At 68.0% G+C, this 15,778-nt stretch carries 19 protein-coding genes; 12 read left to right on the top strand and 7 right to left on the bottom strand.

Annotation, left to right across the window (positions count from 1 at the left end; translation table 11 throughout):
* Nucleotides 1–129 precede the first annotated feature (129 nt).
* Together RMO04_RS19570 and RMO04_RS19565 are read right to left on the bottom strand one after the other, a co-directional pair.
* On the bottom strand, nucleotides 130–462 hold the full coding sequence (locus RMO04_RS19570; protein WP_309646447.1) for an SDR family NAD(P)-dependent oxidoreductase: 333 nt from the start codon (nucleotides 460–462) through the stop codon (nucleotides 130–132).
* A gap of 32 nt (nucleotides 463–494) precedes the next feature.
* Entirely contained in the window at nucleotides 495–1,757 is a 1,263-nt protein-coding gene (locus RMO04_RS19565; RefSeq protein WP_309646446.1) for an MFS transporter, read from the bottom strand.
* Nucleotides 1,758–2,135: 378 nt separating this feature from the next.
* Here RMO04_RS19565 and RMO04_RS19560 point away from each other — a divergent pair, with 378 nt between their 5' ends.
* Together RMO04_RS19560 and RMO04_RS19555 are read left to right on the top strand one after the other, a co-directional pair.
* Nucleotides 2,136–2,639: a hypothetical protein gene (locus RMO04_RS19560; RefSeq protein ID WP_309646445.1), complete on the top strand. Its 504-nt coding sequence runs from the start codon at nucleotides 2,136–2,138 to the stop codon at nucleotides 2,637–2,639.
* Between the two features lie 277 nt (nucleotides 2,640–2,916).
* On the top strand, nucleotides 2,917–3,411 hold the full coding sequence (locus RMO04_RS19555; protein ID WP_309646444.1) for an N-acetyltransferase: 495 nt from the start codon (nucleotides 2,917–2,919) through the stop codon (nucleotides 3,409–3,411).
* A gap of 301 nt (nucleotides 3,412–3,712) precedes the next feature.
* On the opposite strand, the gene RMO04_RS19550 is transcribed toward RMO04_RS19555, so the two are convergent.
* The gene (locus RMO04_RS19550) at nucleotides 3,713–4,132 is read right to left on the bottom strand and encodes a YciI family protein (RefSeq protein ID WP_309646443.1); all 420 of its coding nucleotides are present in this window, start codon (nucleotides 4,130–4,132) and stop codon (nucleotides 3,713–3,715) included.
* 175 nt (nucleotides 4,133–4,307) lie between these two features.
* On the opposite strand from RMO04_RS19550, the gene RMO04_RS19545 reads away from it, so the two are divergent.
* The 6 genes from RMO04_RS19545 to RMO04_RS19520 are packed head-to-tail and all read left to right on the top strand — an operon-like array spanning nucleotide 4,308 to nucleotide 8,513.
* Nucleotides 4,308–4,880: a DUF1285 domain-containing protein gene (locus RMO04_RS19545; RefSeq protein WP_309646442.1), complete on the top strand. Its 573-nt coding sequence runs from the start codon at nucleotides 4,308–4,310 to the stop codon at nucleotides 4,878–4,880.
* Nucleotides 4,877–5,518: a CoA pyrophosphatase gene (locus tag RMO04_RS19540; protein ID WP_309646441.1), complete on the top strand. Its 642-nt coding sequence runs from the start codon at nucleotides 4,877–4,879 to the stop codon at nucleotides 5,516–5,518. Before RMO04_RS19545 ends, RMO04_RS19540 begins: the two co-directional genes overlap by 4 nt.
* Entirely contained in the window at nucleotides 5,511–5,786 is a 276-nt protein-coding gene (locus RMO04_RS19535; protein ID WP_309646440.1) for a hypothetical protein, read from the top strand. Before RMO04_RS19540 ends, RMO04_RS19535 begins: the two co-directional genes overlap by 8 nt.
* 26 nt (nucleotides 5,787–5,812) lie before the next feature.
* Nucleotides 5,813–7,027, top strand: coding sequence for a CCA tRNA nucleotidyltransferase (locus RMO04_RS19530; protein WP_309646448.1), 1,215 nt, complete (start codon nucleotides 5,813–5,815; stop codon nucleotides 7,025–7,027).
* Nucleotides 7,024–7,737 (top strand): glutamine amidotransferase-related protein, encoded by a 714-nt coding sequence (locus RMO04_RS19525; protein WP_309646439.1) that lies wholly within the window; start codon nucleotides 7,024–7,026, stop codon nucleotides 7,735–7,737. The genes RMO04_RS19530 and RMO04_RS19525 overlap by 4 nt, the downstream gene beginning before the upstream one ends.
* 47 nt (nucleotides 7,738–7,784) lie before the next feature.
* Complete coding sequence (locus RMO04_RS19520) at nucleotides 7,785–8,513, top strand: Isoquinoline 1-oxidoreductase subunit (RefSeq protein WP_309646438.1); 729 nt, start codon at nucleotides 7,785–7,787, stop codon at nucleotides 8,511–8,513.
* Here the strand turns inward: RMO04_RS19520 and RMO04_RS19515 are convergent.
* The 3 genes from RMO04_RS19515 to RMO04_RS19505 are packed head-to-tail and all read right to left on the bottom strand — an operon-like array spanning nucleotide 8,510 to nucleotide 10,466.
* Nucleotides 8,510–9,121, bottom strand: coding sequence for a GNAT family N-acetyltransferase (locus tag RMO04_RS19515; RefSeq protein ID WP_309646437.1), 612 nt, complete (start codon nucleotides 9,119–9,121; stop codon nucleotides 8,510–8,512). The genes RMO04_RS19520 and RMO04_RS19515 overlap by 4 nt on opposite strands.
* An 8-nt stretch (nucleotides 9,122–9,129) precedes the next feature.
* Nucleotides 9,130–10,008 carry an oxygen-dependent coproporphyrinogen oxidase gene (hemF, locus tag RMO04_RS19510; RefSeq protein WP_309646436.1) on the bottom strand — a complete coding sequence of 293 codons (879 nt, stop codon included), beginning with the start codon at nucleotides 10,006–10,008 and terminating at the stop codon, nucleotides 9,130–9,132.
* On the bottom strand, nucleotides 10,005–10,466 hold the full coding sequence (locus tag RMO04_RS19505; RefSeq protein WP_309646435.1) for a tRNA (cytidine(34)-2'-O)-methyltransferase: 462 nt from the start codon (nucleotides 10,464–10,466) through the stop codon (nucleotides 10,005–10,007). The genes hemF and RMO04_RS19505 overlap by 4 nt, the downstream gene beginning before the upstream one ends.
* A gap of 232 nt (nucleotides 10,467–10,698) precedes the next feature.
* Between RMO04_RS19505 and petA the strand changes: the two genes are divergently transcribed.
* From petA to RMO04_RS19485, 4 genes are all read left to right on the top strand, one after another.
* The gene (gene petA / locus RMO04_RS19500) at nucleotides 10,699–11,253 is read left to right on the top strand and encodes a ubiquinol-cytochrome c reductase iron-sulfur subunit (RefSeq protein ID WP_309646434.1); all 555 of its coding nucleotides are present in this window, start codon (nucleotides 10,699–10,701) and stop codon (nucleotides 11,251–11,253) included.
* A 5-nt stretch (nucleotides 11,254–11,258) separates the two neighbouring features.
* Nucleotides 11,259–12,578, top strand: a complete 1,320-nt coding sequence (locus RMO04_RS19495) for a cytochrome b/b6 (RefSeq protein ID WP_309646433.1) — start codon at nucleotides 11,259–11,261, stop codon at nucleotides 12,576–12,578.
* Between the two features lie 7 nt (nucleotides 12,579–12,585).
* The gene (locus RMO04_RS19490) at nucleotides 12,586–13,437 is read left to right on the top strand and encodes a cytochrome c1 (protein WP_309646432.1); all 852 of its coding nucleotides are present in this window, start codon (nucleotides 12,586–12,588) and stop codon (nucleotides 13,435–13,437) included.
* Between the two features lie 301 nt (nucleotides 13,438–13,738).
* Nucleotides 13,739–15,178 carry a methyl-accepting chemotaxis protein gene (locus RMO04_RS19485; RefSeq protein ID WP_309646431.1) on the top strand — a complete coding sequence of 480 codons (1,440 nt, stop codon included), beginning with the start codon at nucleotides 13,739–13,741 and terminating at the stop codon, nucleotides 15,176–15,178.
* Here the strand turns inward: RMO04_RS19485 and RMO04_RS19480 are convergent.
* Nucleotides 15,175–15,778, bottom strand: a 604-nt coding sequence (locus RMO04_RS19480; protein WP_309646430.1) for a hypothetical protein, incomplete at its 5' end; no start/stop codon positions are given. The genes RMO04_RS19485 and RMO04_RS19480 overlap by 4 nt on opposite strands.

Raw genomic sequence — 15,778 nt, 5'->3', positions numbered from 1 at the left:
CGAGGTCGAGGTGAAGAACATGTAGGCGCCGTCGTTCTGCTCGCGGAACAGCTCGATCGTGGCGCGAGCCACGTTGAACGAGCCGCGCATGTGGACGGCGATGACGCTGTCCCATTCGGCCTCGGTCATCTAGTGGAACATCACGTCACGCAGGATGCCGGCGGGATTGATCACCGCATGCAGGCAGCCGAAGCTCTTCTTGGCCTGCTCGACCATGCCGTAGACGGCGTCCAGGTCTGTGACGCTGTCGGAATTGGAGACCGCTTCGCCGCCCGCGGCGCGGATCTCGGCGGCGACGGACTCCGCGGGACCCGCCGAACCTTCGTCCTCGCCCTTGAGGCTACCGCCCAGATCGTTGACCACGACCTTGGCGCCTTCCTGCGCAGCGATCAGCGCGCAGTCGCGGCCGATACCGTTGCCGCCTCCGGTGACGAGAACAACTTTTCCTGAAAGAGCGCCCATGGATCTATCTCCCTAAAAATAATGCTTGTTTGTTATTCGAGGCGGTCGGCCTTGCGCAAGGCGGGAAAGAGTTTGGCCCAGACGCCGGTGACGATCAACGCACCGACCCCGCCGAAGATCGCCGCCCCCACCGGGCCGAAGAACCGGGCGACCACGCCGCTTTCGAACTCGCCCAGTTCGTTGGACGCGCCGATGAACAGCGACGACACCGCCGCCACCCGGCCGCGCATCTGGTCCGGCGTCACGATCTGCACCAGGGTCTGGCGCACATAGACGCTGAGCATGTCGGCGCCGCCCAGGACGGCGAGCGCCGCCACCGAAAGGGGCAGGGACTTGGAGAGGCCGAAGACGATGGTGGCCATACCAAACACCGCCACGCCGGCGAACATGGTCACCCCCGCGAACCGCCGGATCGGATAGCTGGCCAGGATGAAGGCCACGATGGTCGCGCCGATGGCCGGACCTGCGCGCAGCAGGCCAAAGCCCTCCGGTCCCACATGCAGCACGTCTCGGGCGAAGACCGGCAGCAGGGCTGTGGCGCCGCCCAGCAGGACGGCGAACAGGTCCAGCGAGATGGCGCCGAACACGATCTTGTTGGTCCAGGTATAGACCAGCCCCTCCTTGATCAGCGCCCAGCGGGAGCCGGGTTGGACCTCCGGCTGAGTATTTCCCTTGATCAGGAACACGCAGCCCGCCGCCAGGACGTAGAGGACCACGGTGACCGAATAGGACAGGCCCGTGGAGTGGGTCAGCAGCAGGCCGCCAATGGCTGGGCCGACGATGGAGCCGCCCTGCCAGGCGAGCGAGTTCCAGGCGATGGCGCGGGGCAGCAGGCTGCGCGGGACCAGCATGGGTCCCAGCGCCGTGGAGGATGGGCCCATGAAGGCGCGGCTGGCGCCGAACAGGGCCGAGAGCAACAGCAGCAGCGGGATCGAGGCGAAGTCGAGGATTGAAGCCGCCGCCAGGATCACCGCCGTGGCGATCTCGCCGGCGTAGCACCACAGCAGCACCTTGCGCCGGTCGTGGCGGTCGGCCGTCTCGCCGGCGAAGGGCGACAGCAGCAGCACCGGGATGAACGCCGCCAGACCGATCATGCCCACATAGAAGGCGGCCTGTTTCACATCCATGGTCTCGCGAGCCACGGCGTACATCTGCCAGCCCAGCGCCACCGACTGGATCTGCACCCCGAGCGTCGCGGCCACCCGCGCCGTCCAGAAGCGCATGAAGTCGCTGTGCTTGAGCAGGTCGCGGATCGCGACCGGTTGAGCGGGGCCGTCGGGGAGGGGCTCGGTCATGGGCGGCGCAACTTGGCCGCAGAACCGGCGTGCGGCAATGGCGGTGGCGACGTCCCGCCAATCTCAGGCGACCGAGGGGACGGCGGTCCGTCGTCTGAGGGCCCGCGCCGCACGCCGCGCTCGCCCGTCAGCGGCGAGCCGGGAAATGTAGATTTCGGCAACTCATGTAGTTCGAGGGAGGACGTTGAATATATCTGAGGTCAATCACCTGCCTGATGCAGGCATAGGCCTGCGACATTTTGTCCGTTTTCACCAACATCGGATGGTACACTGACAATTAACTACGAAAATAAACCGTGCTTTATCTGGCCTCCGCCATATCTCACGTCGAACATTCACCGACCCAAGACGCTATTTCAAACCTGGAGAATCCAAGAGATGAAGCTCGCCACTTTCGCCGCCGCCGCCGTCCTGACCGCCCTGATCGCCGCCCCCGCCAGCGCGGCCGACATTCGGGTTTCCAGCGCCCCGACGCCGACCGTGCGCATCGCGCTGGCCGGCAAGTCCGACGCCCAGATCGGCGCTGAGATCAAGACCGCCGCCGCGACCGTCTGCGGCAAGGCGCTGGGCGCTTGCGTCGACGGCGCCATTCGCGACGCCAACGCCCAGTTCGCCGCGATCACCCGGGCGCACCTGCGGGCCGCCACGCAGCAGGCGAAGATCGACGTGGTCCGCAACGATCCCAAGTCGGTCCGCGTGCCGGTCACCGGCCGCTCGCTGGCCCAGATCAGCACCGACATCGACCTGGCGGCCAAGGTGGTCTGCAAGGGTCAGGCCGGCGTGGACTATCGCGCCTGCGTGACCGGGGCCGTTCGCTCGGCCAAGGCCCAGCTGCAGCAGATGGCGCAAGCGCCGCGCTCGGACCAGCTCGCCGCGCGCTGATCGTCCGCCCGACCTTCGACAGACGGCCCGCCGGCGACGGCGGGCCGTTTTCGTATCGGGGTTTGCGTGTGGGTCGGGCCTTTGTCACGAGAGCGTCGTTGACGGGGGGCTGTCATGGCCTTATGCGCCGCGTCTCCCGAAGGGTCTTGAGGCCGGTGTCATGCGACGATCGCGACGAACCGGGCGCGCCAGCCGCGCCGACTAGAGCCACCCGACGCCGGCGCAGGGATTGCGAGGCGGCGGGCCCCTTGCCCACGCTTCACACAAAAAGTCGCAGATGATCGCCCAACCTTCCGCCGAACAGGCGCTTCGCTTCCGCTTCGAACAGACCCAGGACGCCCAGGCCATCGAGGCCCTGCTGGATCACGCCTTCGGACCCGGCCGCTTCACCAAGGTCTCCGAGCGCGTGCGCGAGATCGCCGAGTTCCGTCCCGAGCTATCGGTCTGCGCCTGGGAGGGCGCGCGCCTGGTCGGATCGGTGCGGATGTGGAAGGTCCATGTGGGCGGCGCGCCGGTGATCTTCCTGGGGCCACTGGCGGTGGAGGCCGACGTGCGCAAGCATGGGACCGGCGGCGTGCTGGTCCAGCGCGCCTGCGCCGCCGCCGAGGGCGCGGGTTTCCCCGTCGTGCTGCTGGTGGGCGACGAGCCCTATTTCGGTCGCTTCGGCTTCGCCGCCGCTCCGGGTCGCGAGGTTCGCCTGCCGGGTCCGGTGGACCAACGCCGCGTCCTGGTGCGGGGGACGCAGGCGCTCGCGGGTTCCCTCACCGCCTAGCCGTCGCAGGCCGCCGCGCGTCCCAGCAGGAAGGCCTTCTCGCGCGCGTTGAGGGTGAAGCCGGCCGCGCGGAACAGGAAGTCGCCCTTGGCCGCCGGCAAGGGGGGGCGTGGTTCCGCAGGGCCGCGGGCCCGTCGATCTGGTCTACGAGCCGCAGACCAGCCTCCGGACCGAGGGCCATGCTGTGGGCCACGGCGCGGTTCAGTTCGACCACTGGCGAGGGAACGACCTGGCCGCCGCCACACGTCCCGCCAACGGGAGGAGCGTGCGGCAAGGCAAGACAACGCGGCGACCGGACCTGTCAGGAACTCAGCTTGTCGCGGGTCCGCTCGTGCAGCTCGGCGACCTCGGGGGTCACGGCTTCGCCGAAGTCGGCGGCCTCGAACACCGGGCGGATCTCGATCTCGCTGGGGCCGAGCATGGGATTGGGGCAGCGACGCACCCACTCGACCGCCTCGTCCATGTCCTTGACCTCCCAGATCCAGAACCCGGCGACCAGTTCGCGGGTCTCGGCGAAGGGGCCGTCGATGACCGTGCGGCCGGGTCCGTCGAAGGCCACGCGCTTGCCCTGGCTTGAGGGCTTCAGGCCATCGCCTGCCAGCATGACGCCGGCGTCGACCAACTGTTCGTTGTACTTGCCCATGGCTTGGAGCATTTCGGTCGAGGGCATGATCCCCGCTTCGCTGTCGGCCGTCGCCTTAACAAGCACCACTACGCGCATCGTCCTATCTCCTGTGATCCATGGCGGCCCAAGCCGCTTACACCCAGATGACGAGCGAACTTCTGCTGGATCGACAGCCTCCGAAATTTTTTTGCCGAGGACTGCGGGCGCCGGAACGCGGAGGTTCCCCAGCGTCGTGGTTGAGACCGGGGGCGGGCGGGCCTACCTTCATCCCATGGCGGACAACAAACCCGGACTCGAAGGCGTGATCGCTGCGGCCAAGGCCCAGGCTCCGGGGCGCGGCTTGCCCCCCGTGCACCTTTGGAATCCCGCCCACTGCGGCGAGATCGACATCGTCATCAAGAAGGACGGCCTGTGGTTCCACGAGGGCACGCCCATCGGCCGCGAGGCCCTGGTGCGGCTGTTCTCCACCGTGCTGCGCAAGGACCCCGATGGCTTCCACTTGGTGACCCCGGTGGAGAAGATGCGGATCACCGTCGAGGACGCGCCGTTCATCGCCACGCGCGTCGACCAGGTCGGCGAGACACTGAAATTCCTCACAAACGTCGGCGACGAGGTCGAGGCGGGGCCGGAGAACGAGATCCGGGTCGAGATGGATGAGGCCACCGGCGAACCCAGGCCTTACCTACACGTCCGACGCGGGCTGGAGGCGCTGATCGCCCGGCCGGTGTTCTACGAACTGGTCGAGATGGCGCAGGAGCGCGAGACGCCGGAAGGGCCTCGCCTGGGCGTGGCGTCGAACGGGGCCTGGTTTCCGGTGGGGCCGGCGGGGGCGCACCAGCTGTGAGCCCCCATTCCGCGCCGGGCGAGCTGCGCGCCTGGATCGAACGCCACCTGGACCCGCTGGAGCACCGCGAGGCCTCCCACGCGACCTCCGACTTCGACCTGACGCCCAACGCCTTTCCCAATGAGCCGGTCGAACTGACACCCGCAGCGGTGCTGGTGGGGCTGATCCAGCGCGATCACGGATTCTCGGTGCTGCTGACCCGGCGCTCGGACACCATGCGACGCCATACCGGCCAGGTCGCCCTGCCGGGCGGCCGCTGCGATCCCGGCGAGACCGTCTGGCAGACGGCTCTGCGCGAGGCGCACGAGGAGGTGGGCCTGCATCCCGACTTCGTCTCCCTGGCCGGGTTGTCTTCGCCGTATCGGACCGGCACCGGCTATCTTGTGACCCCGGTGGTGGGCTTCGTGCGGGAAGGCTTTACCCTCACCGCCAATCCCGACGAGGTGGCCGACATCTTCGAGACCCCGTTCGGGTTCCTGATGGATCCGGTCAACTACGAGGAGCACGAGCGCGAGGCGCCGGACGGGCAGAAGCGGCGGTTCTACGCCATGACCCACGAGGACCAGTACATCTGGGGCGCGACGGCGGGCATGCTGCGGGCCCTCTACGACCGGCTGTATGGCGCCGCCGTTGCTTAGCCTCATCCTCTGGCGGCTGCTGTTGGTGGCGACGCCCTTCGTCGGTTGGTACGTCTGGCGCGAGATCGCTCGGCGAACCGGGCGGGAGATGGGCTCGACCCCCTGGGGCTGGCTGATCGCTGTGGCCGGCGTGCTGGTCGGGGTTTCGCTGATGGCCACGGCCGTGTTCCATGAGGACAACCGCGGCGAGACCTATGTCCCGGCCGAAGTGACGGAGGGCGGCCGCGTGTCGCCCGGACATTTTGAGAAGAAAGCGCCCGCGAAGTGACCGACAGTATTGGCCTGAAGCCCTGGATGACGACCGCGGCCCCCGTGCTGGACGCGCTGGAGGCCAAGGGCGGCGCGGGCTGCGCGCGGTTCGTCGGCGGCTGCGTGCGCAACGCGATCCTGGGCGGCGCGGTCGACGACCTGGACATCGCCACCACCCTGACGCCCGAGGAGGTAATCGCCGCCCTGACCGCCGCCGGGATCAAGGCCGTGCCGACCGGGATCGATCACGGGACCATCACCGCGGTGAAGGACGGCCATCCCTTCGAGGTCACCACCCTGCGACGCGACGTGGCGACGGACGGGCGCCGCGCGGTGGTCGCCTTCACCACCGACTGGGCGCAGGACGCCCAGCGCCGCGACTTCACCCTGAACGCCATCTACGCCGACCGCACCGGCGCCCTGACCGACCCGACGGGGCAGGGCGTGGCCGACGCCAAGGCCGGCCGTATCGTCTTCGTCGGCGACGCTGCGACGCGTATCGCCGAGGACCATCTACGGATCCTGCGGTTCTTCCGGTTCCTGGCCTGGTACGGCAAGGGCGAGCCCGACGCCACGGCGCTCGCGGCCATCGCGGCGGCCAAGGAGTCCGTCACCAGCCTCGCCGCCGAGCGGGTATCGAAGGAGCTGCTCAAGCTGGTGGCCGCCGACGAGCCGCGCCCGGCCATGGCGCTGATGGCGCAGAGCGGCGTGCTCACCGCCCTGCTGCCGTCGGCCGTGGACCTTCACGCCTTCAACGGCCTGGTGGAAATCGAAAGCGACCAGCTCTTCGTCAATGATCCGGTCCTGCGGCTGGCCACCCTGCTGCCCGACAACGAGATCGGCGTTGTCCAGGCGGCCGAGGCGCTTAGGCTTTCCAACGAGACCCGCGACCGGCTTGTGGCGGCGGTCGGCAAGACACCGCAGATCAAATCTTGGATGAGCCCGCGTGAGAGCCGCCGGACCGTCTACCAGATCGGCGTCCAGGCCTTCAGCGACCGCATCAAGCTCATGTGGTCGAATGTGACCAAGTCGGCGGCCACCCACCAATGGCGCGGCTTGCTGGCCCTTGCCGAAAGCTGGACCCCGCCGCCCTTCCCCCTGACCGGCGAGGACGTGCTGAAATCCGGCGTGCCCAAGGGCCCCATGGTCGGCCGGGTGCTGCGCGAGGTGGAGGACTGGTGGATCGACCACGATTTCATCGACGACAAGTTCTCGGCGATCGAGAAGCTGAAGGCCGTGGCGCAAGGCATGGCCTATTGAAACTTGGCATCCTGGAGACGGGCGCGCCGCCGGACGGGGTGCGCGAGCGGTTCGGCGACTATCCGTCGATGTTCCGCAAGCTGTTCGGCGAGCAGGCCTATGACTACGCCACCTACGACGTGGCGGCCGGCGCGCTGCCGGGCACGGCGGATGCCTGCCAAGCCTATGTGGTCACCGGTTCTTCGGCCGGCGTCTATGACGCGCTGCCGTGGATCGCGCCGCTGAGCGACTTCCTGCGCGCCGCCAAGGGCGAGGTTCCGCTGGTGGGGGTCTGCTTCGGCCACCAGATCATGGCGCAGGCATTCGGGGGGCAGGTGATCAAGTCGCCGAAGGGCTGGGGCGTCGGCCTGCATCGCTATCGGCTGGGCGAGGCGCGCCCCTGGATCGACGCTGATGAGCCGATCGCGGTTCCGGCGTCGCACCAGGACCAGGTCGTGGCCCTCCCGCCGGGCGCCACGGTGATCGGCGGCAACGATTTCTGCCCGATAGGGATGCTGGACTATGGGGCGAGCCGCGCCATCTCGATCCAGCTCCATCCCGAGTTCGAGCCCGCCTACGCCAAGGCGCTGATCGAGAACCGCCGCGGCAGCCGCTACACCGACCTCGAAGCCGACCGCGCGGTGATGAGCTACGAACAGCCCGACGACCGCCTGCGGGTGGGCGGTTGGCTGAAAGGCTTCTTGGCGCAGGCAACAAGCGGCCGCGTCTGACGTTGTCTTGAACGGCGCGCCCTCAAGCGCCGTCTGGAACCGTCTCGATGACCAAGCTCTCGATCGCCGTCCTGGTCGCTAGCGCCGCCTGCGCGGCCCTGGCCTTCGCGGTGCTGGACGCCGACGCCCAGGCGCCGCCGGCCCAGCCCGCCGCCGCCGTCTTGGCCGAGATGCAGGACCGCACCACCTTGCGGCCGCTGACCGCGTTCACCACCATCGCCGACCGCAACGCCCGCTCGGTGGCGCTGTTCGAGGAGGCCGGCAAGGTGATCGCCCATCCCCGCTGCGCCAACTGCCATCCCGTCTCCAGCCCGGCCCAGGGCGACGACCGCAAGGTCCACATGCCCGCCGTCCAGCGCGGCGTGCTGGGCGAACACAAGGAAGGCAAGGGCGCCGTCGGCCTGCCATGCGCCTCGTGCCACACGGCCAAGAACGTCTGGGTGGGCGGCACGAACATCGTCACCATCCCCGGCGCGCCGAAGTGGGCGCTGGCGCCGGCTTCGCAGGCCTGGCAGGGCAAGTCGCTGGGCGACATCTGCCGCCAGATCAAGGATCCGGCGCGCAACGGCGGCAAGACCCTGGCGCAGATCCACGAGCACATGGCCGCCGACGTCCTGGTGGCCTGGGCCTGGAACCCCGGCGCCGGCCGCACGGCGGCGCCCGGCACGCAGGCGCAGTTCGGCGAGATCATCAAGGCCTGGATCGACAGCGGCGCGGCCTGCCCGACGGGCGGGCCCGTGGTCCCGAGCCACGAGCCGATCGCCGCGGCGGACTAATCGATGTCGAGGGTCATCCAGATCGCGTCCGTGCCGCCGGTCTCGAGCCGGGCGAAGCCGTAGACGTCATAGAACCGCAGGGCGCGGTGGTTGATCGGAGCGCAGCCGAGATGGACCCGGTCGGCCCCCGCCTGGCGTAAGGCGTCGCGCAGCGTGTCGATCAGGGCCTTGCCCATGCCCTGGCCTTGGAGACGGGGCAGGAGGTTGATGTGCAGGTGGGCCGGGGCGGCGTCGACCACCAGCTGCGGCACGGCGAAAGGATGGTGGATCCGGTACACGAGCCGCTCGTCGGGGGTGCTGGGCGGGCCGGCCGGGCTGGGATGGACCTTCCGTAGCCGAGGCCACCATTCGGCCTCCTGGCGGGCCTCGAAGGCGCGCGTGTCGGCGGTTCCGATCACGTAGCCCGCCACGCCCTGTTCGTCCTGCGCCACGAAGGCCAGGTCCGGTTGGAGACGACCGTAGGGCGCGGCGTAGATCTCGCCGATGAGCCGCGGATCGGCATAGAGGCTGGTGGCGTCCTGGCCGCTGTCGCCGGTCTTCAGGCAGATGTCGTAGAGCGCCGCGATATCTTGGCGCTCGAACGGCCGGATACGGGTTGCTGGCGGCATCCCCCGGTTCAGGTCCACGCCACCATGGGCGGCATGGAAGACAGGATGGTGTCGATATTCCCCCCGGCTTTCAGGCCGAACATCGTCCCGCGGTCGTAAAGCAGGTTGAACTCCACATAGCGGCCGCGGCGGACAAGCTGCTCCTGACGGTCGGCCTCGGTCCAGGGCTCGCTCATGCGATGGCGGGCGATCTTGGGATAGACCTCCAGGAAGGCCTCGCCCACCGCGCGGGTGAAGGCGAAGTCGGTCTCGAAGTCTCCGCTGTTGTGACGGTCGTAGAAAATGCCCCCCACGCCGCGCGTCTCCTTGCGATGGGGCAGGTAGAAGTACTCGTCGCACCAGGCCTTGTATTTCGGGTGCCACTCGGGATCGAAGGCGTCGCAGGCCTGCTTCAGGGCGGCATGGAACAGGCGGGCGTCGTCGGCGTCCTGGCTCCGTTGCTCCTCGATCATGGGTGTGAGGTCGGCGCCGCCTCCGAACCAGCTCTCGGCGGTGGAGAGGAAGCGGGTGTTCATGTGGACGGTCGGCATGCGCGGCGAGCGCGGGTGCACGATCAGGCTGATGCTGGCGGACACATAGGTCGGGTCCTTGTCCGCGCCCGGCATGGTGGCGGCCATCTCGGGCGAGAAGCGCGCCAGGGCCGCGGAGGTGTGGACGCCCGCCTTCTCGAACAGCCGGCCCTTCAGATGACCGCCGATCCCGCCGCCGACCCCGGTCTCCCGCGTCCAGGGCCGCATGTCGAAGGCGCCCGGTTCGCCGGGATAGAGGTCGGCGGGGGCCTCCTCCTCCAGTCGCTCAAGTTCCGCGCAGATGCGCGTCTGCAGGGCTTCGAACCATTCCTTGGCGCGGCCGCGCCGGGCGTCGATCTCGGGAGGCAGGGTGCTCATGAGGCCAAGGGCTTAGGGAATAGGCCGGTCTGGCGCAACGCCTCCGAAAGGCCAATCGCCGCAGACACCGTGACGTTGAACGAACGCCGGCCCGGGGTCAGCGGGATGATCACCCGAGCCTGCGCCGCCTCGTGAACCTCGTCCGGAACCCCGGCGCTCTCGCGGCCGAACAGGAGAACGTCGTCATGCCGAAACCGAAATTCGTGCAGCGGCGTCGCACCTTTCGTCGTGAAGAGCACGGTGCGGCCCAGCCCCGCCTGGGCGAAGTCAGCCCATCCCGCATGGCGCACGACATCGGCCGGATCGCCGTAATCCATGGCCGCGCGGGCGATCGCGCGGTCCGAAAGGGGGAAGCCGCAGGGCTCGATGACGTGCACGGGCACCCCCAGACAGGCCCCGAGACGAAGAGCCGCGCCAAGGTTTTGCGGAATGTCCGGTTGAAAAAGCGCCAGCAGCATTCTAAGCGATCCAGCCACGGGATTTGCCGGGGCAAGGGGCGAATCACGGAAGGCGGGCCGCGACCTCGGTCGACCAGCTATTCCGGTGGCTTCGCCTTGCAACAGCGTTGAAAGTTCCGATGGCCCCTTACCAGAACGTCTGGGCGGGGTCGAAGGCGGGATCGACCTGGCATTTTCCAGGAACGTCCGAAGGGTCGCGCTTCGCGGCCCCTGATCGAAGGGTAGCTTTAAGGTGGCCGACACCGTCGTGGGCGCAAATCCCGATACTCATGCCGCGGGCGAAGACCCGAACCGGCGCGATTTCATTCACATCGCCGCGGCTGTCGCCGCCGGCGGAGCCGCCGTGGGTCTGGCCTGGCCGTTCATCGACCAGATGAACCCCTCGGCCGACACCCTGGCGCTGGCCTCGATCGAGTTCGACCTGACCAAGGTCGCCGAGGGCCAGCAGGTGACGCTGAAGTGGCGGGGCAAGCCGCTGTTCGTGCGCAGCCGCACCGGGGCGGAAATCGCCGCGGCGGTGAAGGACGACAACGCCAGCCTGCGCGATCCGCAGACGGACGAGGAACGGCACAAGCCGGGCAAGGCCCAATGGCTGGTGCTGGTCGGAACCTGCACTCACCTGGGTTGCGTCCCGACCTTCGGCGGCGGCGACTACGGCGGCTGGTTCTGCCCCTGCCATGGTTCGCACTACGACACCTCGGGGCGCATCCGTAAGGGTCCGGCGCCGAAGAACCTGGAAGTGCCGGAATACGCGTTCCTTTCCGACACCAAGGTCAAGGTGGGCTGAGACCGATGAGCGGACATTCCAACTACGAACCGAAGACCGGGATCGAGCGCTGGCTCGACACCCGTCTGCCCGTCGTGCGCCTGGCGTACGACAGCATGATCGACTTCCCGACCCCGAAGAACCTGAACTACTGGTGGACCTTCGGCGGCATCCTGGCGGTCTGCCTGGGCATCCAGATCGTGACCGGCGTCATCCTGGCGATGCACTATGTGCCGCACGTCGATCACGCCTTCGCCTCGGTCGAGCACATCATGCGTGACGTCAACTACGGTTGGCTGATCCGCTACATGCACGCCAACGGCGCGTCGATGTTCTTCATCGCGGTCTATATCCACATGTTCCGCGGCCTGTACTACGGGTCGTACAAGGCGCCGCGCGAGGTGCTGTGGATCCTGGGCTGCGTGATCTATCTGCTGATGATGGCCACGGGCTTCCTGGGCTACGTCCTGCCCTGGGGTCAGATGAGCTTCCACGGCGCCGTCGTGATCACCAACCTGTTCGGCGCCCTGCCGCTGGTCGGCGAAGCCATCACCACCTGGCTGTGGGGCGGCTTCGCGGTGGACAATCCCACCCTGAACCGCTTCTTCTCGCTGCACTTCCTGCTGCCGTTCATGATCGCCGGCGTCGTGGGCCTGCACATCTGGGCGCTGCACGTCCCGGGCAACAACAACCCGACCGGCGTGAACGTGAAGTCCAAGGAAGACACCGTTCCCTTCCACCCGTACTACACGGTGAAGGACGGCTTCGCGATCGCGGTGTTCCTGCTGATGTTCGCGGCCTTCGTGTTCTACAATCCGAACGCGCTCGGCCACCCCGACAACTACATCCCGGCCAACCCGCTGGTGACCCCGGCCCACATCGTGCCCGAATGGTACTACCTGCCGTTCTACGCGATCCTCCGGGCCGTTCCGGACAAGCTGGGCGGCGTGCTGATGATGTTCGGCTCGATCGGCCTGCTGTTCGTCCTGCCCTGGCTGGACACCTCGAAGGTGCGCTCCATGCGCTACCGTCCGACCGCCAAGCTCTACTTCCTGATCTTCGTCCTGACCTGCCTGGTGCTGGGTTACTGCGGCGGCCAACTGCCCGACGATCACGTGATCCCGGGTCTGTCGACCTTCCTGCTGATGGACGCCGACCTGAACAGCTTCGTCTGGCTGTCGCGGATCGCCACCCTCTACTACTTCGCCTACTTCCTGATCGTCTTGCCGGTCTTGGGCCTCACCGAGACCCCGCTGCCGCAGCCGGAATCGATCAGCGAACCTGTGCTTTCGCATCCCGCCAACGCGCCGGCCGGCGCCGCGGCTTCGCCTGAAAAGAGGGGTTGAGCCCAAGATGCTGCGTAAAGGTATCGCGCTCGCGGCGTTCGGGCTGGCTGTCCTGGCCGGCCCCGCCCTCGCCGCCGGCCCCGCGCCGGCGCCTCTCAAGCACGCCGAGTTCAGCTTCGAAGGTCCGTTCGGCAAGTTCGACCAGGCCCAGCTGCAACGGGGCTACAAGGTCTATCGGGAGGTCTGCTCGGCCTGCCACGCCATGGACCTGCTGGCGTTCCGCAACCTCGGCGACAAGGGCGGTCCGTTCTACGACCCCAAGTACCCGAACGCGAACGACAACCCGTATGTGAAGTCGATCGCCGCCGAGTATCAGATCAACGACATCGACTCGGAAACCGGCGACGTGGTCCAGCGTCCCGGCACCTCGGCCGACCGCTTCCCCAACCCGTTCCCGAACGAGCCGGCGGCGCGCGCGTCCAACGGCGGCGCCTTGCCGCCGGACCTGTCGGTGATCGCCAAGGCGCGCCACCACGGCGCCCACTACATCTATTCCCTGGTCGGTTCCGGCTATGTGAGCCCGCCCAAGGGCCTGACCGTCGCCAATGGCCAGTACTACAACAAGTACTTCCCCGGCGACCTGACCTCGGCCTGGAGCGGCGACCACGCGTCGGTGCCCCCGGGCGGCGTCCTGGCCATGGCTCCGCCGCTGGCGGCGGGCAAGGTGACTTTCGACGACGGTTCGCCCTCGACCGTGGACCAGCAGGCCAAGGACGTCGCCGCCTTCCTGATGTGGGCCGCCGAGCCCAAGATGATGGAACGCAAGCAGTTCGGCCTGGCCGCCATGAGCTACCTGCTGATCTTCACCGGCCTACTCTACTGGAGCTACCGCCGGGTCTGGAGAAACGTCGCCCACTAGGGCGGGGTGTTCGGACGAGACGAAGTGAGGCCCCGGTTTCTCCGGGGCCTTTTTCGTATGCGGCCCTCAGCGAAGATGCGTGTGTAGACTGTGGCGGCATTTCGACGATTACTCACTTGATGGGTGTGGCCCGTCGCGTAGACAGACTAGGCGTGCATTCAGTCTCGCCGCTCAGGGTCAGTTCTCGCAGCCCGTCGCATTCTTACTCGTTCTGTTAGGGTCTCATTTACCAGGGCTGGGAGAACACACTGGCGTTCGCCGAGGCATGTTCGCCCAAACGGCGCGTTTCGGAGCCAGACCCATGATCTTCGCCAGGCAGGCCCAAGCGCGTCGTGCGGAAGCGCAGCGCGTCCACGAACTGGAAGCCCAAGTTGCGGCCATGGAGCGATCGCAGGCGGTCATCGAGTTCAAACTCGATGGGACGATCCTGAGAGCGAACACCAACTTCCTGGGCGCGCTGGGCTACACGTCAGCCGAGGTCGAGGGTCGCCATCACCGCATGTTCGTGTCGGCCGCCGAGGCGTCGAGCGCTGAGTACGCCGACTTCTGGCGACAGCTGAACAAAGGCGAGTACGTCGCCCGCAAGTTTCTTCGGATCGCCAAGGGCGGCGGTCAGGTTTGGATCCAAGCTTCCTACAACCCGGTGCTGAACGCCGACGGCAGGCCCTACAAGATCATAAAATTCGCCACCGACGTGACCCAGGTCGAGGTCGAACGCGCTCACGCGGAGGCTGAGCGCCAAGCTTCCGCCGAGGAGCAGAGCCGCGTGGTCGCGACCCTGGCCGACCGTCTTCGCCGCATGTCGGAAGGCGATCTGCAGGCGGTGATCGAGATCGAGTTCGGCGGCGCCTATCGCCAGATCCGCGACGACTTCAACACGGCCATCGACGCGATGCGTGAAACGATTGGCGCCATCGCCGCCTCGACTGGCAGTCTGCGGAACGGATCGAACGAAATCGCGAGCGCCGCCGACAACCTCTCACGCCGCACGGAGCAACAGGCGGCCAGCCTGGAAGAGACGGCCGCGGCCCTGGACCAGATCACCGCCACCGTTCAGCGCAGCGCCGAGGGGGCCAAGCAGGCGTCGGCGGCAGCGTCCGGCGCCAAGGCTGACGCCGAGCAATCGGGCGTCGTTGTTCGCGAGGCGGTCGCCGCCATGGGCGCCATTGAGACCAGCTCGGGCCAGATCAGCCAGATCATCGGGGTGATCGACGAGATCGCCTTCCAGACCAACCTCCTGGCCCTGAACGCCGGGGTCGAGGCCGCCCGCGCGGGCGAGGCTGGCCGTGGTTTCGCCGTGGTCGCCTCCGAGGTGCGGGCGCTGGCCCAGCGCTCGGCGGAGGCCGCTAAGGAGATCAAGGGCCTCATCTCCTCCAGCAGCCAGCACGTGGAACGGGGCGTGACGCTGGTCGGTGAAACAGGCAAGTCCCTGGAGGTCATCATGAGCAAGGTGACCGAAATCGACGGCCTGATCTCAGAGATCGCGCTCTCCGCCCAGGAGCAGGCCACCGGTCTAGGTCAAGTGAACACCGCCGTGAACCAGATGGATCAGGTCACGCAACAGAACGCCGCCATGGTGGAGCAGACCAACGCCGCCGCCAGCACCATGCGCATCGACTCCGAGGAGTTGGCGCGGTTAGTCGGTCGTTTCCGGGTCGGCGCGCAGGTCGTGTCGCCCCCGCGTCAGGATGCGCGCCATCAGCAAGCGCGCCTGGGCGCGGCGATCAGCGCCCGCCGCTAAGGCGTCGCCAACAGCACCCGGCGACCGGGGAAGTCGAAGCGCACGCGCCAGCGCGACAGGATCGGCGCGCCGATCATGCCCAGGCGGTCGGAGGGGCCGTCCGCCAGCAGCCCGGCGGGGACGTTCTCGAACAGGGCGCCGCCCAGCGACAGCGCGCGCAGGTTGGCGCGGTGCTCGTCGTAGGGCAGGAGCAGCTCCTTGGTTCCCCAGGCGCCGGCCACCCGCTGATACAGCCGCACAGGGGCGTCGGAGCCGGTGGACAGCACCATCACCCCCGCCTGAGCGTGGGGGCCGTCGGCGACCGCCGCGCGCACCGTGGCGGGCCCACGCGCAGCGGACATCGCCAAGACTTCGACAGCGGGGAACCTTCGTGCCTGACCCGGCCGCCGGATCGCCACGCGGCAGGGGCTGAAGCGGACATCGACCACGTAGGGCGACAACAGGTCCGCGCCGATCACACCGGCGATCGGCGTGGGGAAGGGCGCGGTCCGCGCGTCCAGGTCCACCACCGCGATCGGGCGTTGGCGCAGGCGCAGGCCGGCGATCAGGATCCGCCCGCGCAGCTTGGTCTCCGTGAACCCCGCCATCTGCGCCTTTGTC

Origin of the sequence: Phenylobacterium sp. (genome assembly GCF_031412415.1) — a bacterium.
In the GTDB taxonomy this organism is placed as follows: Bacteria; Pseudomonadota; Alphaproteobacteria; order Caulobacterales; family Caulobacteraceae; genus Phenylobacterium.
Note: the sequence above shows the minus strand (reverse complement) of the source record. Positions and strands in the feature narration are given on the sequence as shown.

Coding starts and splice junctions, on each gene's coding strand:
- RMO04_RS19570 (WP_309646447.1), bottom strand. CDS start 462: ATGGGCGCTCTTTCAGGAAAAGTTGTTCTCGTCACCGGAGGCGGCAAC.
- RMO04_RS19565 (WP_309646446.1), bottom strand. CDS start 1,757: ATGACCGAGCCCCTCCCCGACGGCCCCGCTCAACCGGTCGCGATCCGC.
- RMO04_RS19560 (WP_309646445.1), top strand. CDS start 2,136: ATGAAGCTCGCCACTTTCGCCGCCGCCGCCGTCCTGACCGCCCTGATC.
- RMO04_RS19555 (WP_309646444.1), top strand. CDS start 2,917: ATGATCGCCCAACCTTCCGCCGAACAGGCGCTTCGCTTCCGCTTCGAA.
- RMO04_RS19550 (WP_309646443.1), bottom strand. CDS start 4,132: ATGCGCGTAGTGGTGCTTGTTAAGGCGACGGCCGACAGCGAAGCGGGG.
- RMO04_RS19545 (WP_309646442.1), top strand. CDS start 4,308: ATGGCGGACAACAAACCCGGACTCGAAGGCGTGATCGCTGCGGCCAAG.
- RMO04_RS19530 (WP_309646448.1), top strand. CDS start 5,813: ATGACGACCGCGGCCCCCGTGCTGGACGCGCTGGAGGCCAAGGGCGGC.
- RMO04_RS19520 (WP_309646438.1), top strand. CDS start 7,785: ATGACCAAGCTCTCGATCGCCGTCCTGGTCGCTAGCGCCGCCTGCGCG.
- RMO04_RS19515 (WP_309646437.1), bottom strand. CDS start 9,121: ATGCCGCCAGCAACCCGTATCCGGCCGTTCGAGCGCCAAGATATCGCG.
- hemF (WP_309646436.1), bottom strand. CDS start 10,008: ATGAGCACCCTGCCTCCCGAGATCGACGCCCGGCGCGGCCGCGCCAAG.
- RMO04_RS19505 (WP_309646435.1), bottom strand. CDS start 10,466: ATGCTGCTGGCGCTTTTTCAACCGGACATTCCGCAAAACCTTGGCGCG.
- RMO04_RS19495 (WP_309646433.1), top strand. CDS start 11,259: ATGAGCGGACATTCCAACTACGAACCGAAGACCGGGATCGAGCGCTGG.
- RMO04_RS19490 (WP_309646432.1), top strand. CDS start 12,586: ATGCTGCGTAAAGGTATCGCGCTCGCGGCGTTCGGGCTGGCTGTCCTG.
- RMO04_RS19485 (WP_309646431.1), top strand. CDS start 13,739: ATGATCTTCGCCAGGCAGGCCCAAGCGCGTCGTGCGGAAGCGCAGCGC.